This window comes from Solirubrobacter deserti (assembly GCF_027587175.1).
Taxonomy (GTDB): domain Bacteria; phylum Actinomycetota; class Thermoleophilia; order Solirubrobacterales; family Solirubrobacteraceae; genus Solirubrobacter; species Solirubrobacter deserti.
The window spans coordinates 42,156-63,575 of sequence record NZ_JAPCID010000025.1; the positions used below are offsets into that span (position 1 = coordinate 42,156).

The 21,420-nt window shown below is 70.9% G+C and carries 20 protein-coding genes; 3 read left to right on the forward strand and 17 right to left on the reverse strand.

What is annotated here, in order from left to right:
* The first annotated feature begins 314 nt into the window (after nucleotides 1-314).
* Together OJ962_RS18010 and OJ962_RS18015 are read left to right on the forward strand one after the other, a co-directional pair.
* Nucleotides 315-1,370: an IS110 family RNA-guided transposase gene (locus OJ962_RS18010; RefSeq protein WP_202958034.1), complete on the forward strand. Its 1,056-nt coding sequence runs from the start codon at nucleotides 315-317 to the stop codon at nucleotides 1,368-1,370.
* 191 nt (nucleotides 1,371-1,561) lie between these two features.
* Entirely contained in the window at nucleotides 1,562-1,945 is a 384-nt protein-coding gene (locus OJ962_RS18015) for a hypothetical protein (RefSeq protein WP_202958033.1), read from the forward strand.
* Nucleotides 1,946-1,950: 5 nt separating this feature from the next.
* Here the strand turns inward: OJ962_RS18015 and OJ962_RS18020 are convergent, their stop codons facing one another.
* The 17 genes from OJ962_RS18020 to OJ962_RS18100 all read right to left on the reverse strand — a co-directional run bounded on the left by OJ962_RS18020 (nucleotide 1,951) and on the right by OJ962_RS18100 (nucleotide 18,297).
* The gene (locus OJ962_RS18020) at nucleotides 1,951-2,295 is read right to left on the reverse strand and encodes a hypothetical protein (RefSeq protein ID WP_270006510.1); all 345 of its coding nucleotides are present in this window, start codon (nucleotides 2,293-2,295) and stop codon (nucleotides 1,951-1,953) included.
* Nucleotides 2,296-2,312: 17 nt separating this feature from the next.
* Entirely contained in the window at nucleotides 2,313-2,858 is a 546-nt protein-coding gene (locus OJ962_RS18025; RefSeq protein ID WP_202958031.1) for an RNA polymerase sigma factor, read from the reverse strand.
* On the reverse strand, nucleotides 2,855-3,121 hold the full coding sequence (locus OJ962_RS18030) for a hypothetical protein (RefSeq protein ID WP_202958030.1): 267 nt from the start codon (nucleotides 3,119-3,121) through the stop codon (nucleotides 2,855-2,857). The genes OJ962_RS18025 and OJ962_RS18030 overlap by 4 nt, the downstream gene beginning before the upstream one ends.
* Nucleotides 3,118-3,441 carry a hypothetical protein gene (locus tag OJ962_RS18035; protein ID WP_202958029.1) on the reverse strand — a complete coding sequence of 108 codons (324 nt, stop codon included), beginning with the start codon at nucleotides 3,439-3,441 and terminating at the stop codon, nucleotides 3,118-3,120. The genes OJ962_RS18030 and OJ962_RS18035 overlap by 4 nt, the downstream gene beginning before the upstream one ends.
* Before the next feature lie 192 nt (nucleotides 3,442-3,633).
* Entirely contained in the window at nucleotides 3,634-4,542 is a 909-nt protein-coding gene (locus OJ962_RS18040; RefSeq protein WP_202958028.1) for an ArdC-like ssDNA-binding domain-containing protein, read from the reverse strand.
* A gap of 87 nt (nucleotides 4,543-4,629) precedes the next feature.
* The gene (locus OJ962_RS18045; RefSeq protein WP_202958027.1) at nucleotides 4,630-6,396 is read right to left on the reverse strand and encodes a ParB/RepB/Spo0J family partition protein; all 1,767 of its coding nucleotides are present in this window, start codon (nucleotides 6,394-6,396) and stop codon (nucleotides 4,630-4,632) included.
* 514 nt (nucleotides 6,397-6,910) lie between these two features.
* A complete protein-coding gene (locus OJ962_RS18050; protein WP_202958026.1) occupies nucleotides 6,911-8,185 on the reverse strand; it encodes an AlbA family DNA-binding domain-containing protein in 1,275 nt (424 codons plus the stop codon).
* A 319-nt stretch (nucleotides 8,186-8,504) separates the two neighbouring features.
* A complete protein-coding gene (locus OJ962_RS18055) occupies nucleotides 8,505-8,981 on the reverse strand; it encodes a hypothetical protein (protein ID WP_202958025.1) in 477 nt (158 codons plus the stop codon).
* Nucleotides 8,982-9,240: 259 nt separating this feature from the next.
* On the reverse strand, nucleotides 9,241-10,152 hold the full coding sequence (locus OJ962_RS18060; protein WP_202958024.1) for a bifunctional DNA primase/polymerase: 912 nt from the start codon (nucleotides 10,150-10,152) through the stop codon (nucleotides 9,241-9,243).
* A gap of 100 nt (nucleotides 10,153-10,252) precedes the next feature.
* The gene (locus OJ962_RS18065) at nucleotides 10,253-10,666 is read right to left on the reverse strand and encodes a single-stranded DNA-binding protein (RefSeq protein ID WP_202958023.1); all 414 of its coding nucleotides are present in this window, start codon (nucleotides 10,664-10,666) and stop codon (nucleotides 10,253-10,255) included.
* A 296-nt stretch (nucleotides 10,667-10,962) separates the two neighbouring features.
* Nucleotides 10,963-11,454 (reverse strand): hypothetical protein, encoded by a 492-nt coding sequence (locus OJ962_RS18070; RefSeq protein WP_202958022.1) that lies wholly within the window; start codon nucleotides 11,452-11,454, stop codon nucleotides 10,963-10,965.
* On the reverse strand, nucleotides 11,451-11,972 hold the full coding sequence (locus OJ962_RS18075; RefSeq protein ID WP_202958021.1) for a hypothetical protein: 522 nt from the start codon (nucleotides 11,970-11,972) through the stop codon (nucleotides 11,451-11,453). The genes OJ962_RS18070 and OJ962_RS18075 overlap by 4 nt, the downstream gene beginning before the upstream one ends.
* Complete coding sequence (locus tag OJ962_RS18080; RefSeq protein ID WP_202958020.1) at nucleotides 11,972-13,156, reverse strand: 3D domain-containing protein; 1,185 nt, start codon at nucleotides 13,154-13,156, stop codon at nucleotides 11,972-11,974. The genes OJ962_RS18075 and OJ962_RS18080 overlap by 1 nt, the downstream gene beginning before the upstream one ends.
* On the reverse strand, nucleotides 13,153-15,735 hold the full coding sequence (locus OJ962_RS18085) for a VirB4 family type IV secretion system protein (protein WP_270006511.1): 2,583 nt from the start codon (nucleotides 15,733-15,735) through the stop codon (nucleotides 13,153-13,155). Before OJ962_RS18085 ends, OJ962_RS18080 begins: the two co-directional genes overlap by 4 nt.
* Before the next feature lie 86 nt (nucleotides 15,736-15,821).
* Nucleotides 15,822-16,223 (reverse strand): hypothetical protein, encoded by a 402-nt coding sequence (locus OJ962_RS18090; protein ID WP_202958018.1) that lies wholly within the window; start codon nucleotides 16,221-16,223, stop codon nucleotides 15,822-15,824.
* Nucleotides 16,220-17,899 (reverse strand): hypothetical protein, encoded by a 1,680-nt coding sequence (locus tag OJ962_RS18095; protein ID WP_270006512.1) that lies wholly within the window; start codon nucleotides 17,897-17,899, stop codon nucleotides 16,220-16,222. Before OJ962_RS18095 ends, OJ962_RS18090 begins: the two co-directional genes overlap by 4 nt.
* Before the next feature lie 107 nt (nucleotides 17,900-18,006).
* Complete coding sequence (locus OJ962_RS18100; protein ID WP_202958016.1) at nucleotides 18,007-18,297, reverse strand: hypothetical protein; 291 nt, start codon at nucleotides 18,295-18,297, stop codon at nucleotides 18,007-18,009.
* A 1,011-nt stretch (nucleotides 18,298-19,308) separates the two neighbouring features.
* Here OJ962_RS18100 and OJ962_RS18105 point away from each other — a divergent pair.
* Nucleotides 19,309-20,517 (forward strand): hypothetical protein, encoded by a 1,209-nt coding sequence (locus OJ962_RS18105; RefSeq protein WP_202958015.1) that lies wholly within the window; start codon nucleotides 19,309-19,311, stop codon nucleotides 20,515-20,517.
* Nucleotides 20,518-21,420 lie beyond the last annotated feature (903 nt).

Here is a 21,420-nt window from a genome sequence, read left to right on the forward strand (position 1 = left end):
CGTTGCGCGCGCTCGTGCTCAAGGTCTCCGTGGATGCCGTTGACCCAGGTAGTCGTAGTTCGCCTCAGTGAAAGGCTTCGCGAGCCGCTTGCGTGATGGGCGGCCGTTGATGGATGGTCCTGTCCGGCGATCGCTTGACTCACCTCTAGTCCCTGCCGTTCCGGCTCGTCCGGGTTGGCTTGATAACGATGTGTCAGCGCTCGCCGGTTCAGGACGCTCGAGCGTGGCTTGATAGGAACGTGGCAGCGCGCCCCGACTGAGGTCTGTCCGCTCGAGGTCCGCTTCGTCTGAGGTCTATCGAAGGGACGTCTTGGATGATCGTGATCGGCATCGACCCGCACAAGGCCACGCACACCGCGGTGGCGATCGATGGGTCGTCCGCCCGCCCGCGCGGCGAGCGGACCGCACGGGCGCGCCAGGACGGCTTCGGCGAGCTAATGGCCTGGGCGCGAGCGCTCGCCGATGAGCGCGTGTGGGCGCTGGAGGACTGCCGGCACGTCTCGGGCAGCCTCGAGCGCTTCTTGCTTGCGCACGGCGAGACCGTGATCCGCATCTCGCCGCAGCTCATGGGCGACGCGCGCCGTGGCCAGGCCCGCGAGCGCGGCAAGTCTGACCCGATCGACGCACTGGCCGTCGCGCGTGTAGCGGTACGCGACGGGATGGACTCGTTCCCGCACGCCCAGCTGGCCGGCCGCGAGCTCGAGATCCGTCTGCTGCACGACCACCGCGCGCGCCTGGTCGCCGATCGCACCGCGCTCACCAACGATCTGCGCTGGCACGTGTTCGACCTCTGGCCCGACTACGAGATCGCGCCCCGCACCTTGAGCCTGCTCGTCCATCAACAACGACTCGCCCGGCGCCTGCAGGCAGCGGAACCGACCGCACGAGTGCGCGTCGCACGCGACGAACTACGCCGCGTCCGCGAACTCACGCGCGCGATCAGCGAGCTCGGACGCGAGCTGGCCAAACTGGTCGCCACCGTCGCGCCCGCCCTGGCAGGCGACCGCGGCAGCGGACCGATCCTCACCGCCGCCTTCGTCGGCGAGATCGCCGGCATCACCCGCTTCGCGACCGCCGCCAAGCTCGCGCGGGCCGCCGGCGCCGCGCCCGTACCCGTCTGGTCAGGGCGAAGCGACGGTCGCCTCCGTCTGGACCGCGGCGGCAACCGACGCCTCAACCACGCGCTGCACCTCTACGCACTCAGCCGCATCCGCTTCGACCCCGCCACCGCCGCCTACATCGCCAGACAACGTGCCCACGGCAAGACCCAACGAGAAGCCGTCCGCCTCCTCAAGCGACACCTCGTCAACCGCGTCTGGCGGCTCCTTCAAGCCGACGCACCACCCGCCCCAGCCGCCGTGAACTGCTGATCCCTTGACATAGGAGCCTCGTTATCGCACGCACCGCCGGCCCGAGCGAGCACGGCTTGCAGGATCTCAGCGGCAGGCTCGTGGTGACCGGCGACATGCTGCCGCGTCTGCATAGCTGCGCACGCGCGCAGGTGAGCAACGGACGTTGAGATGGGCACGCCCTGCCGCAACGCGTGCGAACATGCGTTCGCATGACGAGCGACGGATCGCCTTACACCCGGCTGCAGCGCGCCATTCGCAGCGGGAACTTGCCGCTGATTCATGCGACGGCGGCGGAGCTGGGTTGGGTGCCGTTGCGCGACGCGCTGGCGATCTTGTTGGTGATCGACGCCAAGGACGAGGAGCGTTTTGAGGCCGCGGCGGTGCGCTGGGCGGGGCGGCTCGCGTTGGAGGCGAGAGAGCTGCGACTTGATGAGCTCCGCGGCGCGGTGCAATCGCTGGACGCGCTGCCGGACGAGAACGCCCAGCGCTCGCTGCTGATGCTAGCCGAGCGCGCGCAGCGTCCGTTTGGCGCCGGCGGGCCGGCCACGGCGACGCGCCGGTCACAGCAGGGGCGACGGCGCGGCCTGGGTTGACGCGGCTACGGCGCGCGGCGCGCGCGGCTTTCGCATCCGCGGCGGCGTTGCGCAAGTAGCTCGCGTTCGGGGACGCCGAGCCACCGGCTGAGTTCGCCGAGGTCCCAGGCGTTGGGCCCGCGTTCGGTGATCTCGCTCGGAATCAGGCTCGAGCGCGCGAACGCCCTGGCGTCCGCTTCCAGATAGGGGCCGGGGAGCCTGCGGTTGAGGATGGCGCCGGCGTACACGCACATCGCGAGCACGAACGGCAGGTCGGGCGTGCCGCAGTCCGGGGTGTCGAGCAGGAAAACGCGGCGCCGGGTGCACAGCGCGCGCGGCCGGTGCCGGTAGGTGACCATGAGGATGCCCATGTGGTTTGTAGGCGCCGTCACGAGAAATTTGCCCCCTCGGCGCGGCGCAGTTGCGCGCGGCCTTCGGAGAGACGGCGGTTCACAGCGGTGTAGGAGCTGGCGTTCAGGGCGGCGATCTCGTGGTAGCCGTAGCCGAGCGCCTGCAACCCGAGGGCTTGACGCTGTGGCGGCTTGAGCGCGTCGAGGCTCTTGACGCGCTCGCGATGCAACTCGGCGGCGAGCGCCTGGTGGAGCGGGTCACCGTCGAGACCGGCCGGGTCGGGCAGTTCGTGCTCGAGCTCGCGGTCGGGCCAGAACAAGCCGGCGGGACGCTCGCGATCCTCGCGGGCCATCCGCCAGGCCTCGTGCAGCGCGACCGTCGACAGCCACGCGAACCCGCGTCGATCGAGCGCGACGTCGTCGCGGCGGACCAGTTGCATCCAGGCGTAGGCGCAGGCGTCGTCGACGACGACGTTCCCGGACCCGGGCATCAGGTAGCCGATGCGACGCTCCAGGCGGCGGTGGTTGGCCGAGAAGAAGTCGGCGATCTCCGCCCGCCGCCCGCGGCTCACGGCGGGGCTCATCGGTCGCCCCCGAGCCAGTCGGGCAGCAGAATGGCGGGTTGGCCGCGGTCAACCGCGTCGCGCACGTAGGCGCTGACGAGACCTTGCATGGCGGCGCGGCTTTCGATGTGGCGCTCGACGAGGTACACGCGGCCGCTGGTGTCGCTGTCGGGGATGTCGCTGATCGCGACGCGCCCGTTGATGCGCTGGGCGCACAGGACACGGGTGGTGCCGTTGGGGAGCTGGTAGCGCGCGAGCTCGTGGCGGTCGCCGGCGACGCTCATGACCGGGCCTCACGGTCTGCGTCGGTGGTGTGGGCCCAGTGAGCGTCGGCGCCGTAGCCGCAGATCTCGTCGTTGCGGATGGCGACGGCGTCTTCGGGGAGGCCGAGCTCGCGGGCACGCTCGAGGTCGGCGCGGTAGTCGCTCAGGTCAGGGTCGCGCGTCGCGCTGAGCATCCGCTTGATCTCGCGGCTCGCCTGCGCCTTGGTGGCGGGGTAGGCGAAGGTCTGCGCGCTGGTTTGCGCGAGGCGCCGCAGCAGACCCAGTTGCTTGGGGGTCGGGGCGTCCGCTGCGGGGCGGTTGGTGGGTTGGGGGCTGGGCATGCGGTGCCCAAAGCCGCGGAGGGTGCGAACGCACGCGCCACCTGCGCGCGCGAACCCGTGAGTCGCGTTCCCGTCAGGGCGCAGGTGGTGCGGCGGATTGCACCCGCAGTGGCAGCATCCGCGCAGCCCAGTCCTCTGCCCCCCCAACCGCTGGTGGCGCTGCACGCCTCGACCGCTTGTGCGGCCCGGCGCCTAGGCGGCGGCCGGTTCCTCGACCAGGTCGAGCGCGTCTTCGAGCCGGCGCGCGAGCCGGTCGATCAGGTCGGCGATCCGGTCAAACGCGTCATCCGGGGTGTGCTCGCTCCAGACCGCGAGATACGGGACCGAGTTGTCGGCGGTGTTCAGGCCGAGAAAACTGCAGACGGTGAAGGCGACCGATTCGGCGACCAGCTCCTCGGTGGCGTAGTCCAACGTCGGGTCGTCGGGCTGGTGGTCGAGCCGGACGAGCGCGTGCGCGAGCTCGTGCGCCAGGGCGGCGGCTTGCTGGTTGACCGAAACGGCCGGGTTGATCGCGATCCGCCGCTCGGCCGGATGGAAGTAGCCGTCGCAGCCTTCGCGCATCGCCTCGCGTTCGACCGTGACGCCGATGCCAGCGGCGAAGGTTTCCAGCTCGGGAATCGCCCACGCGAGCGTGTCGCCCTCGATCGGGGCGATCGGCGGGTCCAGCGGCGCCGGCATCGCCGGCGCCGGGAGCGGTTGAACTTGGGCGCGGTCGAAGACCGGCTCCAGCCGGTAGAACGCGCGCGGCTTCTCGGTCGCGGTTGCGCCGGCGTCCCGCCACGCCTGCAGGCGCTTCTTGGACGGCTCGCAGCGCGCCCACACGCGAATGCGGGCGTGTTCGCCTTTGCGCACGCAGTACCCGAGCGCCAGCCACGCGCGAAACCCCGCGACCCGGGTCGCGTCGGGGTCCTGGAATGCGATCAGCAGCTGGTTGCCCAGGCTGTAGCGGCGCAGGCCCGTGCGGGCGCGCACGCGCAGCCACGCTTGCCAGCCGGCGCTGGTGCGCAGCTGCGCAACCGCGCGGACGCTCAGCTCACGGTCGCGGGCACGGCGCTCGGCACGCTCGGCTTCGCTCAGGCGGGGGCTCGTGGATCGAGACATCGAGCAGCAACCTCCAGAGGAGGAACGAGAGAAGGGAAGAGGAGCACCGCGCAGGCGCAGAGGCGCCCGCGCGGCTGAGTGGGGTGGTTAGGCGGCAGCCGACTCGCCCGCGGCGGGCCCGGTGTCGGGCTCGACCTCGGCGACGTCGTCGGGCTCGTTCTCCTCGGCGCTGTCGTCGGCCTCGTGGTCCGTCATCTCGTCGGTCTCGACCGCGGGCGCGGCCGCACCGGACGCGGCGGCAGCGGCGGCGCGGTGAGCCTGCTCTGCTTCGGCGTAGGTGGCGTGGGCGCGGTTGACGGCCTGCTCGAGCCGCTCAAGCGAGGCGGGCAGATGCGGCCCGCAGAGCTTGCCGAGCGCCTTGGCGGCGGTGTCCGTGCGCGAGCCGAAACGCGTCGCCGGCATGCGCTGCGCGGTCGGGAGGACCAGTCGGCTGGCGTAGTGCTCGGCCGCGATCACGACGAGCGCGCGGCCGTAGAGCTCGCCGGCGGTCTTGGCGCCGTCCAGGTAGCGCCACAGCCACTTGACCGGGGCTTCGGGGTTGCGCGAGTCGCCGTAGTCGATACGGAGGCGGCCGGGGGAGCCGTCTTTGCGGGTCTTGGTGACGTCGGTGCGGAACTCGCCGATCACCAGCCGGATGCCGTTGGCGGCCAGGCGCTGCACGCGCTCGCCGGTCTGCGTGTACGGCGAAGCGTCGAAGTCCGGGCCGAGCAGGGCGTAGACGAAGAACCGCGCGACGCGCATGTCGGCGGGGTCGACGACCGAGAGCCCGTCCAGCAGGCCCTGGCCGAGGTCAAGGTTGGCGCCGTGCGCTTGGTCGGCGAGCTCGCGCAGGGCGCTGTCGCGCTCGCGCGCCGCGGCGGCCAGCGGGTCGTCGGCTTGCTGGGCGAGGCGCTCGGTCCGCGATTGTGCCTTCTCGGCGGCGGCCGCGGCGACGCGCGCCTCGAGTTCTGCGACGGCGCGTTTGATCGCCGTCTTGGTGAGTTCGCGGTACAGGCCGCGGTCGACGATCACGGGGCGGCTGCGCTCGAACTCGACCAGCACGCCGGCGGCGCGGGCCTGGTCGACGTCCTCGTCGCTGAAGCGCACCTCCGGCGTGCCCCAGGCGTGACGGTCAAGCTGCTTGTAGAGCACGCAGGCCTGCTGGTAGAGCGCGTCGGTCTTCTTGCCCAGCCGCAGCTCGGCGATGGTGTCGGCGCGGATCGCGTTCAGGTGCGCGGCGAACACCTTCGTGTCGCCGTGGCGCAGGGCCGAGTCCAGAACCCAGCCGGGCTCGCGGGCCAGCCGCTCGGCCGCCCACCCGTTGCCGTCAGCCAGATAGGCCAAGACCGCGTCCAGCAACGGGGCACTGACCTGCCCGATGGCCAGCAGCTGATCGACCGCCGACAGCGCGATCGCGCCCTCGCCGACCATCGCCTGCGCGGCATCGGGCAGATGCAGCAGCTTCACGCGCGCGGCCACGCGCCGCGGGCTCCAGCCGAGCGCCTGGGCGGCGCCGTCCTCGGAGAGGCCGCGGGCGAGCATCGCCTGCACGGCGCGGGCTTCCTCGCGCGGGTCCAGGGCCTTGCGCGCGATGTTCTCCACCGCCCGATCGGCGTCCTCGCTCTCGCCGTCGCGGACCACCACCTCCACCTCGGCCAAGCCCAGCTGGGTCGCGGCGGCGTGGCGATGGAAACCGGCCACCAGGTCGAAGTCCTCCGGGTGCTCGCCGTCGGCGCTGGGGCAGACGACCAGCGGGACCAGCAGGCCCTGCAGCGCGATCGAGGCGGCCAGTGCGTCGACGTGCGCGGGGTCCAGCGCGCGGACATTCTCGGCCACGCGGATGCGGTCCAGCGAGATGCGCAGCTGCGCAGACACGCGAGTGCTCAACTCAGGTGCGGGTGAAGCCATGACGGGGTTCTCCGTCCCTTCCTCTCAGGGCCCGCGCCGGGCGGCGGGCCGATCGCCACCCCTCCGCACACCCGCCCATGCGCTTTGAGCCCGGCACGCCAGCTCACGGCGGGTGTGCAACCGTGAGGGGTGGTCGGCCCACCGCCCGGCCTCCCTACGCCGTCGCCTGTCCGCGCTCTACGACACCGCGACTGGTCGTTGCTCGAGCGGCGCCCGTCAGTTGCGCCGGCTCACGCGGCCGCACCGAGTCGGCGTCGTAAGACCACTTATCGAGCGTCCGTCGCGATGCGCAACGTTCGGACACGCGACTGAGCCCCGTTCGCGCGGCCGGACGAGCTGCCGCACCGCCCTATTCGGCGGAGATCGAATTGCGCGCTTGTCCACGAAAGGACGCTTTCGATTGCCGTCAAAATAGGTCGGCCGAGGGCCGCTTTCGTCGAGGGACCGGTACCCACTGCGGTCCGGCCGAAGAATGCCTCCGTCAAGCCGCCGAGTCCCACTCGGGTATGCCTGCGCTGCGTGCGTACGCATTCATAGCCCGAACAGCGACTGCTTGCACTTCCGTCTCGTCCGAGGGAATGTCGATGTCGGCAGAAATCGAAACCCAGTCGCGCGCCGAACTCTCGCCTTCCCCGATCAGCCGGAGCGCTGACGGAAGATAGAAAAGATCCACGTGGCACCGCGCGCGTCCCAGGCACTCAGCCCGCTCGAGCAAGGCCACAGCGGAGCGAATCACGGGTGCAACCAGATCGTTCGCGGCTTCGCGCGTCGTGAATCGCCGCGCACGCCTGGCATCTCTCGGTGCATCTAGTTGAAGCGACGCCCCAGCTACACCCGCTCCGTCAACGACGACCTGCGCCGTCGAATCAAGCCGCTCGCCAACCCCGTCGGCGTGGCGAGTGTGCTGACCTAGCGGAACCGCCACGAAGACGCCGGCGGGGTCGGGCGACACCCAGCCACTCCCGAGCCCGCGCAGCCCCGCCAGCGATTCAACGGAGCTCAGGCATGCACCTGACGCGTCCGCGCTGGTCGACCATCCGAGAAAGCGCGGCGGAAGTGTGTACGGGGCGACTCGTACGACTATCGCAGCCGCACGAGCAGTCCCCACGGTCATCTTGCCGTCTTGGGCGACGCTGAAGGCGAACCCCAGCCCTGTCTCCACAAGCGGCAACGGACGAGTCAGCGACAGAAGCTCGTCGACGCGGGTGCTCGCGTCGCGGCCGCGCGCGGCGAGCGCCATGAGCTGCGCTTGACTTCGGATCTGGTTTGCGGCGTAGACTCGCTGGCTCGCCTCACTGCCGCCGATTCGCGGTGGCCGAGAAGCGTCAGTGTCTCCAGCCACTTCGCGCACGAAGACGGAGCCGGAACGCAGAAGAACATGCGGCGTGTCCGATGATTCATAGACTCGGACAACTCCGACGTTTCCGGCCGGATGAGGAATGATCCGCGCTTCAAATGCCGGAAGAGGATCGATCTCTCGCCGAAGCCGGTCGCGAATGCCGTCGACAAGCGTTGGCGCCGCTTCCATGACCTTCGCCTCGCCAGTGGGTCTCGCGTTCGCAACGCCGATTAGGAGCCACCCGCCCAGCGTGTTTGCGAACGCAGCGACCGCCTTGGCGAGCTGATAGTTCTCATTACCCCGACCGAGGTCACGCTTGTGCTCAACGAACAGTGTCTCGTCGAGCGTTAGCATGCGATCGAGGTCGGCTACCGCGATTTCGGCCAGAGAGCTGCGAGCGAACGAACCGAGCGTCACGTCGACCAGGGACCCCGTGCGCGATACGGCGCGGTGACCCAGGTCAAGTGCACACTCGAATCAGGCCGACATTCATCCCGCAAGCCTAGATTGCGCGATGGACGAAATGGTCGTACCGCCGGCTCGCCACTTCGGCCGCGGCGGCAGCTGTGCGCGGGCGCTCCTGCAAGGTATGGAAGGCAGCCGCGACCCCTACCAGGGTTCTTGCAAGTGCAACATCTTCGCGGCACCCGACAACGCCTGCCAATCCGCCGCTCGGGAGCCGCCATCCCCAAGGCTGTCCGTCCGAGCACTCTGTTGGGCTACCGGCGCTGGACCCTCAGCTCGCGGCGGCCACTTCAGCAGACCGCAGGATCTCGCCATGGCAATGCTTGCAGCGCGTGGCCTCAACGTGCGCCTTCTCGATGCAGAGCGGACACTTCGCCGTTCTTGCTGTGATCTGTCGATACTTCTCCCTACCCGCCACCACTGCCGCAGCTCCGCCGTTGACCACCGCTATCACGGCGAGAAAGATCGCCGAGGACCGATCGATCGCGGCGGCAGCGATCAAGAGAACGAAGAAGAAGACGGCGAAGACGCCCATGAAGAGCTGCTGCTTGGCCAGTCCGCGCCGACCTCGCCAGAGCAGATACGTCATCAGGAGGACGTACAGGACTGCGGCGACGTACCCGTAGGCGATTACGACGTCGAGCCAATTCTCGAGAAGCCAATCCCAGCCCGCAACCAAGGCGAGGAGCTTCGCTACGCCAACAATGGCCCCGGCCACCCCCGAGATGATTCCTAGGGTCTTCTGCACCGTGCGACCTTAGTCAGTCCTCGAAGGACATGTAAAGAGCGCTTAGTCCACGGACATTGCACCCGGTTGGAATAGTGGCGGGCCGCCAGAAACGCGCTGGCGTCGTCTACGAGCGCTGAGTCTCTTCGCCAATAGAGACGGATAGGGACAGCGAGCATGCCGGCGGGTTCGCCGGGGATTCAATGCAGTTCGGCGTCGGGCGGCCGCCATCGCATAACACCCCTTATCGAGCGCGACCCCGCGCAGCCGTGCGAGGTGGTCACGCGACGTCGGCCAGCGGCCGCGGATGCGCTCGGCCGGCAGCCAGGCCTGATGCGATCGTCGCGTCGGCTTCCGTAGGACCGAGCCCGGATTGTCGGGCGGCCGTGCCGAGCGCGTCGGCGATGAGGCTGGGCTCGCCGAGGCCGGCGCCGACCAGCTGTCCGAGCCGGAACGCGGCCCGGTTGAGCGTTGCGTTGCGGGTCCCGGTCGGTGCCCGGGCGACCGCGGCGCATTCGCCGTCGAGCGCGGCCTGCAGGTACCGGGCTCGGCGGTCGCCTGAGCGGGCGATCGCGGGCGGCAGCACCGCTCGGGCGGGCTCGTCGGGCGCGGAACCGGCGAGCAGCTCGGCCAGCCATGGGGGCAGCGGTGCGAGCGCGTGGGTGTTGGCCCAGCGGTAGAGGTGGCCGGTGGCGTGCCGGCTTGGTGGCGCGATCACGTACCCGCCTCGGGCGCGTACGTCGAGCCCGGGACCGAGTTGCGCAGCTGAGCAGTCGAGCAGGTGCGTGTCTGCGCAGAAGTACAGGTGCGCGCCGCGGGCGGTGATCGCGCAGCGCGTCGGTGGCAGGGGCGCGTGCGCCGCTTGGAGGTCGAGCAGTGCCCGGGCTCCGTCGGGCCCGTCGACATCGAGGACCACGATCGTGCCGGTGTGCACCCCGACGTTGGCGTCCGGCCAGCGCCGCCACCAAGCGGCGATCACGCGCACGTCCGTGGTAGCCCGTCGGGGCCAGGCGCGGACGCGCGCGTGCTTGCCGATAGCGCGGCACCCGACGCGGCCGCACGAGCATCCGCCCGTCGCGGTCGGGGCGTGGACCGGGAGCACGGGCCAGCCGGCGGCGGCGTAGGCAAGCGCGGCCAGCAGCGGGCTGCTTGTGCCCGCGACCGGCGGGCTGTGCGGGTCAGGAGTGGGCATGTCCGCTGCGGGTCCGGATGGCCTGAGGTTCAGGGTCATGGTCGTTCTCCAGCACGGCCGAGGCACGGCGGCCCGCTGCGGGCCGCCGCGCCGGGCATGGTCAGAAGGCGATGTCGTCCGGGTCCTCGTGGGCGGCGCCGGCGGGGACGTGGTCCGCGTTGCCGTTGGGGTCCTGGTCGCGGGTGGGGGCGGTGAGGAACTGGACCGTGTCGGCGACGATCTCGATCGCTTCGCGGCGCACGTCGTCTTGGGTCCACTCGCGCCACTCCAGACGCCCGTCGATGGCGACCGGCCGGCCCTTGGACAGGAACCGGGCGCAGTTGTCAGCCTGGGCGCCCCAGACGGTGACGTTGAAGAAGTTGGGCTTGTCGATCCACTCGCCGTCGTGCTTGCGGCGCGTGTTGGCGGCGATCCGCATCGAGCAGACGCTCGTGCCGCCGGGGGTGGCGCGCAGCTCGGGGTCGCGCGTGAGGTTGCCGGTCAAGGTGACGCGGTTGATGTTGGTGGCCGACACGGTCGTTCGCCTCCTGGGGCGGTGGTTTGCGGGGCCTGGGCCGGTTGGCTGGTCCCCCTTGCTGTAAGCCGAGTTGGGCCGCTACCGAGCGGCCGGCGGAACCGACCGGCAGGGAGGGAAACCCCACGCGTGCGGGTTGCAGCCGGACCGCAAGCGGCCATGCTTGAAGGCGAAGCAAGGGGGACCTCGAGACCTCCGATCCAGATCCCGCTTCACCCGTCTTGGGGCACCGATCCGGTCACGGCCCACCGCCAGCGCGTCCGTCCTCGCGGCACCGATGACTTGCCGTGCGGGAGTCATCCCAGCGGCACCAGGTAGGTCTCGACGACCGCGCCGATGATAACCAGCGCCACGACGGTGGCGGCGGTCAGGGCTAGCCCCGTCGACGTCCGCGTGGTGGCGCGGCGGGCGGTGATCCACGCCGCGACAGGCAAGGCTAGAGCGCCGAGCTCGAACGGCAGGTGCGGCAAGAAGCGCCACAGGTCCGGTTGTTGCGCGAGGGCGCTGCCGAGGATGGCGCCGTGCAGCAGCACCTGGCCGGCGGCCAGCGCGTCCCCGACCGTGCGCGCGGCCGGGATCCTCGGCCACTCGAGCGCCACCAAGGCGAGCGGCCACAGCGCCACGACCGCGTTGTGGCGAGTCAGCGAGAGCACCGAGCCGATCGACTCCGGCAGCGCGTCAACGGGCTCGTCGACGTGCACCACGTACACGCCGACCGTGACCAGCAGCGCACCGGCCGCCGCGGCGACGACCAGTCCCCAGGCCACCAACCGCAGCGCTCCGGTCACCGCGGTTCCTCGGTCGCGAAGACCGTCCAGCGCGTGACTTGCCACTCGCCGTGGCTCCGCTGCAAGAGGACCTGGTTGCGTGTCTCCCCCACAAGCGTCCCACGGCTGGTGGCGGTACGTTCTCGCAGAGTCACCAGCACCCGGGCTCGTGACCCGCGAACCGCCGCGACTTGCTCGACAGCCACAACGGTCGAGCGGCTGCTGGCTCGCTCAATCCGAAGCGCGCGCAGCCAGGAGCGAGTGGGTCGGGTGCGACGGAGCTGGCGACGGTAGTCGGGAGCGGCGAGCGCGAGCTCGCGCCGCCACGCTGTGAGCCGCGTGCGCGAGGTCCAGTTGGTGGCCGTCAAGGCGTACGCCGTCGCCACCCGGGCTGCTTGGCGGTCCGCCGGCGGCGGACCGGGCGTCGCGTTCGCCGCTGGCGCCGGCTTCGGTAGCTCGACCGGTTGCGTCGCGTTGGTCGCGGCGACGCCGACGGCCAGGCAGCCGACCAGCAGCGGTATGCGCAGTCGGCGATCCATCAGATCTGGAAGGTCTGTACGCCGGTAAAGGCGCAGCCGGGGCGCAGGCCGATGTGGACGTGGTCGTGGTGGTCGCCGGTGCGCCAGATCACTTGGATGCGCCAGTTGTGGTGGCAGACGTCGTGCCCGCCGCCGGCTTGGGCGAGCCGCCACGCTTCGGTTTCGGGGACGCCGGCGGCGCGCAATCCGGCGGCGGCCAGGCGGGTGCCGAAGCCGCCGCCGAGTGGGAAGCGGTTGGCGACGGAGCCGAAGTCGGCGCCGAGGCCGACCCAGTGGTCGGAGATGCGGCCGGAGCTGCTGTGCTTGCTGTGGTTGGTGCCGGTGGTGAGCACCAGCTCGCGGCCGGCGATCCCGGCGACGCGCTCGAGGAACTGGATGAGCTCGGGCCGGACCGCGCGGCCGGTCGCGTTGGCCAGCGGCGCGATCGTCACGCGGCCTTGGACGCCGGGCAGCGCCAGCGCGTCCGGTTCGCCCGCGTGATCGGGCTCGGTTGCGGCGCACGCGGTCGCGGAGACCGGGGCGATGTCGAGCACTTGCGGTGCGTCGTCGTGTTGCGGTGTGGGGCTGGCGGTGGTGTGGCGGTGGCCCCAGCGGTATTGGGCGAGGCGTCCGCGCCAGTCGTAGAAGTCGATCCGCTGGCCTTGGATGGCGCCGCCGGTGTCGGCGGCCAGGAACGGGCCGTGCCAGCCGAACGGGTTCGGCCATAGGTACACGAGCGTGCCGTGGCCAATCAACCGCGGGTCGACGGCGATCATGTACCAGCGGGGCGAAGCGGCGCCGATCCGCAGACCGCCGCTGGTGGCGATGCCTTGGCCTTGGATGCCGCCCCACGGCGGCCCGTAGCTGGTGGCCAGGTACTCGCCTGAGGTGACGGTGGTGCCGGCGTACGGGCTGCCGGTGCGCACGCCGTCGATCTGTGCGCGGGTCAAGCCAGTGCCGGCTACGCCGCCGAGCGAGCCCGGCCCGCTGAACTCGGCGGCGGTCTGCGTGTCTGCGCCGGGTTCGCATTGCTGCACGGCGCCGGCCAGCAGCAGCATGATCCCCAGCACGAGGGCGATCAGCAGCGCCAGCGGCACTGCCAGCAAGAGCAGCCACCACGACCCGCCTCCACCGCCCTGGTTGCCCGAGCTGGTGAGGGTGCGTGCCGCAGCGAGGGCGCGGCCGGCGGCGGCGAACGCGCTCACGACCGCGCCGCCGGGGTGTCGCCGGCGAGTTGCTCAGCTTGAGCCCGGTGCCAGGCGGCGTCGACGAGCAGCCGCATGGCGGCCCAGGCGTCGCCGCCGCTTTGTCGGAGCGCGAGCTCGCGCAGCGGTTGGTCGCGTTCGGGGTCGGCGCTGCAGGCCCAGTACTCGATGTCGGAGAGCTGGATGCGGACGGTCGCGCGCCCGTGCGCTTCAGAGTCCAGCAGGCAGGTGGAGTGCTCGCCTTTGCGGGTCTGCAGCGCGCTGATCTCGGCCAGATCCTCCGCGTGCAGGTCAAGCGTGTCGGCGATCTCGGCGAGCTCGTCGTGCGCGGTGTGAAACAGCAACCGCAGCACTGAATTGCGCAGTAGCGCGCGGCCTTGGGGGTTGGCGAAGTCCGAGAGGTGCTGGCTGATGACCAGCAGCGCGCAGGCGATGTGGCGGGTGCGGCGCGCCCACTCGTTCAGCCACGCCCCCGCCGCGGGGGTCATCAGCGGCTTCCAGGCCTCATCGATGGCCAGAAACGTCCGGCCGGCCCATTCGCCGCCAGCGCGATGATCCGTGAGGTGCTGGGCGCGGCGGCGGGCGATCTCGCGGTCGATGTGATCGACCAGCGCGAGGATCACGGGGGCGGCCAGCGCGTCCGGCAACCCGGCAAGGTCGAACACCACCAGCGGCGCGCCCGCCGGGATGGTGGTCGGCCGGTCAGCCAGCCACGCCAGCGGCCCGTCCTGGACGTACGGGTACAAGCGCTCAGCCAGCCGGCGCAGCTCGCCCGCGACACCGGAATCGCCGTCGCGCGTGTCATCGGCTTGCGCCCGAGCAAGTGCGCGCAGCTGCTCGCGCAGAACGCGCTCGCGCGGGAGCTCGCCGGTCTGCGCGCAGTGCGCGTAGCTCTGGTGGATCGCTCGCGCCAGCAGCGAGCGCTCCAGGCCGGTGAGCGCGTGCCCGGTGGGCGTCGGGTCGCCGACCAGCAGCGCGTGCAGGGCGACTAGGAACTCGACCTTGCTCGCCGGGACGTGCGCCGGGTTCGGCGTGTCCCAGGGATTGATGATCGCGTCTTGTTGGCCGGCGCCGTAGTGGATCACCCGCGCGCCCGGGATCAGGGCGGCGAGTTGCTCGTAGTGCCCGGCGTGCCGGGCACCGCCGGCGGCGTGTTCGCTGGAGGAGCGGTCGATGATGTAGCCGGTCGCGCCGCGGGCGAGGTTGCGGGCCAGCAGCGCGTTGGTGGCGACCGTCTTACCGGACCCAGAGGCGCCGGTGATCAGGGCGACGTGGGTGCGGTAGGCGGGATCGAAGGGGTCGACGCGCTCAAGCGTGCTGCCCGGCAGCGCGTACCCCAGCGGCACCCCACCCGGGGAACTGGCGCTGAGGCTGTGCAGCGGCAAGCAGTCGCCGATGTTGCGTTGCGCGAACCGGCGCGTCGCGCCCAACCGGTCGGTGGCCAGCGGCAGCGTGGACACCCACGACGGCTCCGCAAGAAACCGGCCGGTGTACAGCCGCGCGTCGGTGTAGCTCTCAAAGTCGCGCGCCACGCCGGCGAGCAGCTCAGTGAGTTGCTCGCGGTCGCCGGCGGGGCGGCGGATCGCCTGATAGATGGAGACCTCGTAGATCCCCGCCGCTCCCGTCAGGCGCAGTTCGGCGTCGATGTCGGCCGCTTCGCGTTCCTGCTGATAGGCCTCTTCGCTGATCAACTTGCCGTCGCGCTCGCGCCGGCGCAGATCCGCCCACAACCGCCGGTGCCGCAGCCGAAACCGGCGCCGCTGACGCACACGATCGGTCGCGGTCACATGCACCGCCAGCCGCCACGGCGGCGGCAATTCCATCAACGCCAAAAGCCACCACACGCTCGTGTCCCCCGGCGCCCCCGACAGATGCGCGATCGCCTCGATCTCACCGCTCCCCGGGCGCGCCAGCCAATCGCGCTCCACCCGCAACTCCGCGGCTCCGAGCGCAGCGAGCAGCTCGGCGCGATGCGCAAGCGCCTGGTCGCGATCGGCGCTCTCGAGCACCTGCGGCGCGCCCGCTGCGAGCATCCGCTCGCCCGCTGCAGGGTTGATCATGCGTGCGAGTGCGGCCAGCGCTTGCTCGCCATCGAGCGCGTCCACCTGGCAGCCGGCGGCGACCAGGTCCCCGGCGACCAGTTCCGCCAAGCGGGCGCTGTCGGCGGCGGCGCGCTCGTGCGCGGCCCGAGCGATCACCCGCACCCCGCGCCCTCGACGTCGGCGTGGCAGGCCGGTCGGAGACCAGCGCACCGCGATCGTCCAGCGCAGCGCCGCCGCTTGCACCGCGGGCGCGCTGCGCCGCACAGTCTGCTCAAGCCCCAGCGCCAGCCGCCGCATCGCCCGCGCGCGCTCCTCGTCACCGTGCGTTTGCGCGTCCGCCGCGGCGAGCTCGACGTGCTCCCAGTCACGGGCGAGCGTTCGCGTCGGATCGAGCGGTTCGGCTTCAACAAGCACCTGCAGCCCGTGCCCGGCCGGCAGGTGCGCGGCGAGCGCCCCGAGCCGCTCGCGCAACAGCTCGCGGTGCGCAGGCCCGCCCGCGCGCGGCTTAAGCAGCTGGCGACACGAGAGCAGCCGCACGTACTGCAGCCCGTCGGTGACCAGCAGCCCGTCGGGCTCGACCGCTGCCAGCGGGACCACGTCCCCGAGCGTCCGCGAGCGCCCGCTCACGACCAGCACCCGTTCTCGTCCACGGCGAGCTGCTCAGACACCGGCGGCATGGGTCGGTCAAGGCGCACGCCGCCCCGGCGCACCACGTCAACCTGCTCCCCTTCGTCGAGGCCGGTGATCACGGCCGGTCGCGCTCGCCAGGCGATGATCGCCAGCAGCAGCCGGCCGGGGCTGATCGTGGTCTGCTCGCGCAACACCAACAGCGCCAGCGGCGCGCCCAGCCCGATGATCGCCACCGACACGTTCACCCGCCACCCCAACGGCGAGATCAGCAACAGCCCGTACCCGGCGCCGGCCGCGAGGCCGATCGCCAGCCACCCCCCCAGCGAGAGCCCGAGCAGCCGGGTCGGCTCGTTGAGCGTCCGGTAGGCCGCACGCAGCTCGCTCGGCTCGCTCATCGCCCACCCCGCTTCTCGTCGCTGTCAGTCTTGCGCGCCAGCGGCCACCACCGCGCCCGGCCGGCCGCGCCCCCGGTCGTGTGCGCCGACGTGGTCGGTGTGCGCGAAGTGGGTCGCGGCACCGTGTCGCCCCTCGGCTCGGACGCGCCGGCGGGCGGTCCGGCGGGGTTCACGGTCGAGCGCACGGTCGCCGGCGCTGCGGCGGCGGCACGGCCGGGCGGGGTGGGCTGCGGCGCCGACCGACGCGACGAATCGCCCGATCGCCGAGCGCTCGGGCCGCGATCGCCTGCCGCCGGCGGCGCGTCCGTACCGGCGCCGGCGCGAGCGTTCGAGGGTGTGATGTCGACCCCCGACGATCCCGTCGCTGTCGGCGACGCCGGTGGGCGCGCGAAGGCATCGGCGCGCCCCGGATGCGCCGCACCGGCGTGAGCCGTCGCGTTGGCTGCAGCCGCGGCCGGCGAGCTCCCAGTCAGCGCAGCGCGCAAGGACCCGGCCGCTTGCTGGGTGCTCTGCACCGGGTGCGCGGCGACGCGGGCGGCCGTCCCGAGCGTGCGCGCGGGGTGCGCGATCGGCGCTACCGCGACGCGCGCACCACCGCTGGCCAGCGCAGCTGCGCGCCCGCGCATCTGCGCGGAAAAGCGCGCCAGCCCCGCCGGCGTCGCGTTGGCCGCCAACGCGGCCGGACGCCCCGCCACGGCACTCGCGGCGCGCGCGCCGCCGCTGGCCGGGCCGGCGCTGGTGATGCCGGTGATCGCGCCGGTGGCGTTGCGGAACACCGCCAACGAGAGCTTGATGGCGACAAAGAACGTTCCGGCCGCCGCCGCCACGTTGAACAGCTGCGCGACGAATCCGGCGAACCCGTCGCCGGCGGCGGGCTGGGCGTCGAGCATCAACGCCGACCCGGTCACAAACACCACCGACCACAACACCGGCAACACCACCACCGCGCTCGCCGCCAGCAGCCACGCCGCCAACAGCCGGCGCCCGAACGAGGTCACCGACAAGCCCAGGACCAGGCCGCCGAGCACGTACACCAGCGACGTCGCGACCATCAACCCGACGTGCACCAACACCAGACCGAGCAGCGTGCCGCCAGCGAACAACACCAACAGCGGGATCACGAACTCCGCCGCCACCGCCGAACCTGTGGCGCCGCCGATCAGCAACGTCTCCAACATCCGCTCGATCCCGTCCGCCACCCACGGCAACCCGAGCAGCCCGTCCGTGACCAGCTTCACCAACCGCACCAGCACGCCCCACGCCCAGTCGTAAAGCAACAACCCGATCGCAGCGGCCAGCACGCGCGCCAACAGCTCCGACGGGCTCTCACCATCCACGCCCGGCGCCAAATACGCCCGCGCGGCGGACACGATCAACCCCAAAGGCAGCAACGTGACGCCGATCCACGTCAGCACCTCACGCAGCTCATGCAAGTGCGGCATCCGCACCCCCAGCGCCGTCCCACCGGAGTTGACCTCGGTGCCGACCGGCGGCAGAGACACCAGCCACCGGATGCCGTCCACCCCGGAGCGCACCAGGCTCTTGGGCACCAGCAGATCCGCGAGCGCGCCGACGATCGTGACCAACAACCGGGCGATCGACTCCGCCCCGATTTTCAACGGGCCGAGCACCACCTCGCCCGCTTTCTTGATGCCGGATCCCAGCCAGTCGTCCACCGGGAACAAGTCCGCCGCCCACGCCGCCCGCGGCCATATCGCTGCCACCAGCGAAGCCGCCGCGAACACGGCCACTCCCGTGGCCGCGAGCCGAGGGCGGCGGGCGCTCACGCGGCGATCCCCGGGGCCGAGACGATGATCACGGCGCCGATCGCAATCCGCGCGGCGTAATCCGGCGCGCGGCTGTGCCCGAAAAAGAACAGCCCGCCGATGATCAACACCGCCAACGTCGCGATCGTCCCGATCAACCACAACGCGTTGTCGGTGATCGTCGACACAAACGACGTGATCGCGCCCGCGTTCGACGGCGCGCTCCCCGTCACCCCCGCCGCCCGCAACGCCTGCGCAGGCGCCATCACCGACGCCGCCAACACCACTCCCGACACCAACGCGGCCAACCGCGCACACCCAGCAACCACACCCATCACAGACCTCCCACGGTCATTGCTCCAACGGCCCTCAACACGGCGGAAACTCCACACACACCGGCGCCGCCGCCGGCGGACTCGGCGGCCGCGGCGCCGGAGGCGACGGGGCGGAGACAGCCACCACCGGGGCGCGCGCCGGCGGTGCAGGCTCCGGCGCGCGCTCGCGAGCACGCGCCCGCGCGGCGCGCGAGCCGCCACCAGGCGCCCGCCCCCTGCGCTCCGCCACCCGCTGCCGTCGCCCCTGCCCCCGCTCACGCGCGCCCTTGCCCTCAGCTCGCCCAGCGCGAACTCGGGCGCGTGCGCCAGGCACCGCGAAATCACGCAGTCCCGGAGCAATCACCGGCACGACCTCTCGCCCGCGATCAACCGCCACAACCCGCTCGCCCTCGCGAGAGACCACCGTGACCGCGCCCGCCCCACCCACCACCGCGACCGCGAACAAACACGCCGGCACAACCCAACGAGCTCGACCGTTCGCTCCGTGGCGGACCGCCGCCGCGGCCGTCCGAGGCCGGCAGTCGCGGGAACTCTCACGCCAGCGGCGCGCCGTGCCGTCAAGCCCGGCAGGCCCGTCCTCGAACCCGCCCGCGCTCGAGCGCGTCAACTGCTCAAAGAAGTCCTCAGACGACGAAGCGGAATGTCCCACATTCCTTAAGCCCGCCGAACCGCGCCGGCCGACAAACGAATCTCGCACCGACCGACCGCCGTCGCGTCCATCACGAGCTGCCGCGTATGTCTGCACTCGAACCCCTCAGTGATGGACGCGCGGGCCCCCAATCCCACGTCGCAGCCCTTCGTCCCGGCGGCCACCTGACGGTTGTCCCAGCAGTCGGGTCCTGCCACGCCGCGTCGTGGTGGGAAGCGCCAATTTCCGGTCGTCCGCCGCCCGGGATGCGGATCTGTATGCCACCGCCGTTGGAGGGCTCGGGCGTGGCTTAGCCGGGATCCGACCGGCCGCGGCAGCCGTACGATCGGCCGGCAATGGAGCGTGTGCGCGTCGAAGCCCCAAGTCCGCCACTGGGACGAGTCGCCGAGCAGGCGCCGGCGCAGGCCTTCACAAGCGAGGCGATCCTATCCCTGCAGCGCTGTGCGGGAAATCAGGCCGTGGTTGAGGCTCTGCGATCAGGGCGTATCGGTGGGCCTTGGCTCTTGCGCTCGACCTCGCTGGAGCCGTACCTGACAACGTCCAAGACCAAGTCAAATACGGGGGAGCTAGCCAAGATCGGCAAGAAGGTGCAGCTGGAGGTCGACCGAGCAGTGAAGCTTCTTCATGCTGACCCGGGGTTAAAAGCGCATGGCGCGGTGGATGGCTATCTCGGGCGGTGGGTGAAGACCTGGGACTCCTTCAAGGCAAAACCTTCGGAGCTACCGCCGTTCTTCTTCGCTCGCTACGGCTACGCGGTTGAGACGCTTACGCAGAAGTCGCTTGAAGCGATCAAGATTGCTCCGTACGAGTTCACCTTCCAGGTCGCGCACGGTCACACGCGACCCGACATCGTGGTCCTGCTGAACGGTGAGGAAGTGGCGTGGATAGACATCACGAGCCATGGCTCGCCGGACCACATCCTCAAGAAAACCGGCTCGCAATGGAAAACTCGTCAGTACGTCGCCGAGGTTCGATACGACACGCCTGTGCCCCAGCAGCTCGGCAAGGGCACGCTTACTAAGGCCGACAAGGCGAAGTTCGAGGCGGCCGCGCAGCACGCCGAACGCGCCGAAGCCGCCAGGAATGCGGCCTTGGACTCGCTTCTCAAGGCGCTCAACCAAGTCCTCGGCAAGTCCTACTACTCCAAGTCGAACGGGAGAGCAGCGATCCGGCGGGCCATCGACAAGACCATCGGTCACCCGGTAAGTCCCGGCGCGGCGAAGGCAATCGTTGAACTCCTCGACGACATCGAGGTCAAGGAGCTAGACGGAACAGTCAGGCTCAAGACCGGCTCGAGCGTCGCCGCTTACATGTTCCGCGGCATCGGAGCGTCTGTACGTAAGGCCCGAAGAGAGCTCGAGGAGTTCGGCGCGCCCTCGCATAAGCGCAAGGCCGTCGCTGACCCCGTGACGGAGGAAAGCGACGACGACGTCGAGGATGCGGACGGCAGCAGCAGTGACGAGTCAGAAAGCGATGCCGAGAGCGGCGACGGACGGTTGATCTACGCCGGCGCCGGACGCCGCCCCGGGGGGAAACGCTCCTAGACCAGCGCGGGATCGTCCACACGTCCCAGTGCCAGATCGGGGTGGCGGGCGGCGGTCACGCGAGCCGGCGCCCGCGGATGGCGTCCAACTCGTGCCCAACGCCAAGCACGACAAGCCCTTCGAGCGCGGTGAACGACCGCGAGACCGGCCCCGTCCGGCGAGTCACCGTCGGCGTCGACCTCGTCATCAACGCGCACGGCCGGTGCGACGGCGGGGTCCGCGTCCGCATCAGCCCTAAAGGAGCGGTTGAAGACCTGGGGATCATCGTTCGACAGCGGTCGAAAATAGCGTCTGTCCACAGAAGCACTAATTTCGACTGTCGTCGAATCGGGGCGGTTGGCCGCAGACCCCATGCGCGTCTCGTGGCCTGCCTCTTCGAGCTACATCGACCTGCCGTGCCGGAGCGTGATGATCTCCCCAGGCGCAGACATGGGGTTGTTGCCCGGCTACGAGTTTGATCTAGGGTCGCTAGCCTCGTCGCGTGAAGTCACCGCGTCCGGACGTAGCCGATTGGTGGCGACTCGTCGGCGAGCGCGAGCTTCGAGCGTTTCTCAACGAATGGGACCCGATAGGAGTGTTCGGGCCCGGGAGCGAGTGGCCGCGTAACGAGTACGACGCGTACCTCGGACCGATCTTCGCGGCACTCTTCGATGGGGGTGGAGTGCCGGAGGTGCAGCGTGCGCTTCAACACGCCCTCGGCAACATGGGCATGTCCTCGCACGGGACCGAAGAGGTCCTAGCGGAACGAATTGTCCGTTGGTGGCATGGGACCTGGCCGGAGGACGCGACGAGCTAACACGGTCGATCGCACGCGCCACATCGCGAAGCGAAGCGCGTGTGTCGACGGTTTCGCTACTTCTCCCCGGTCGCGCTTGCCCTCCGGTTCGGGGTTCGAAGACGTTC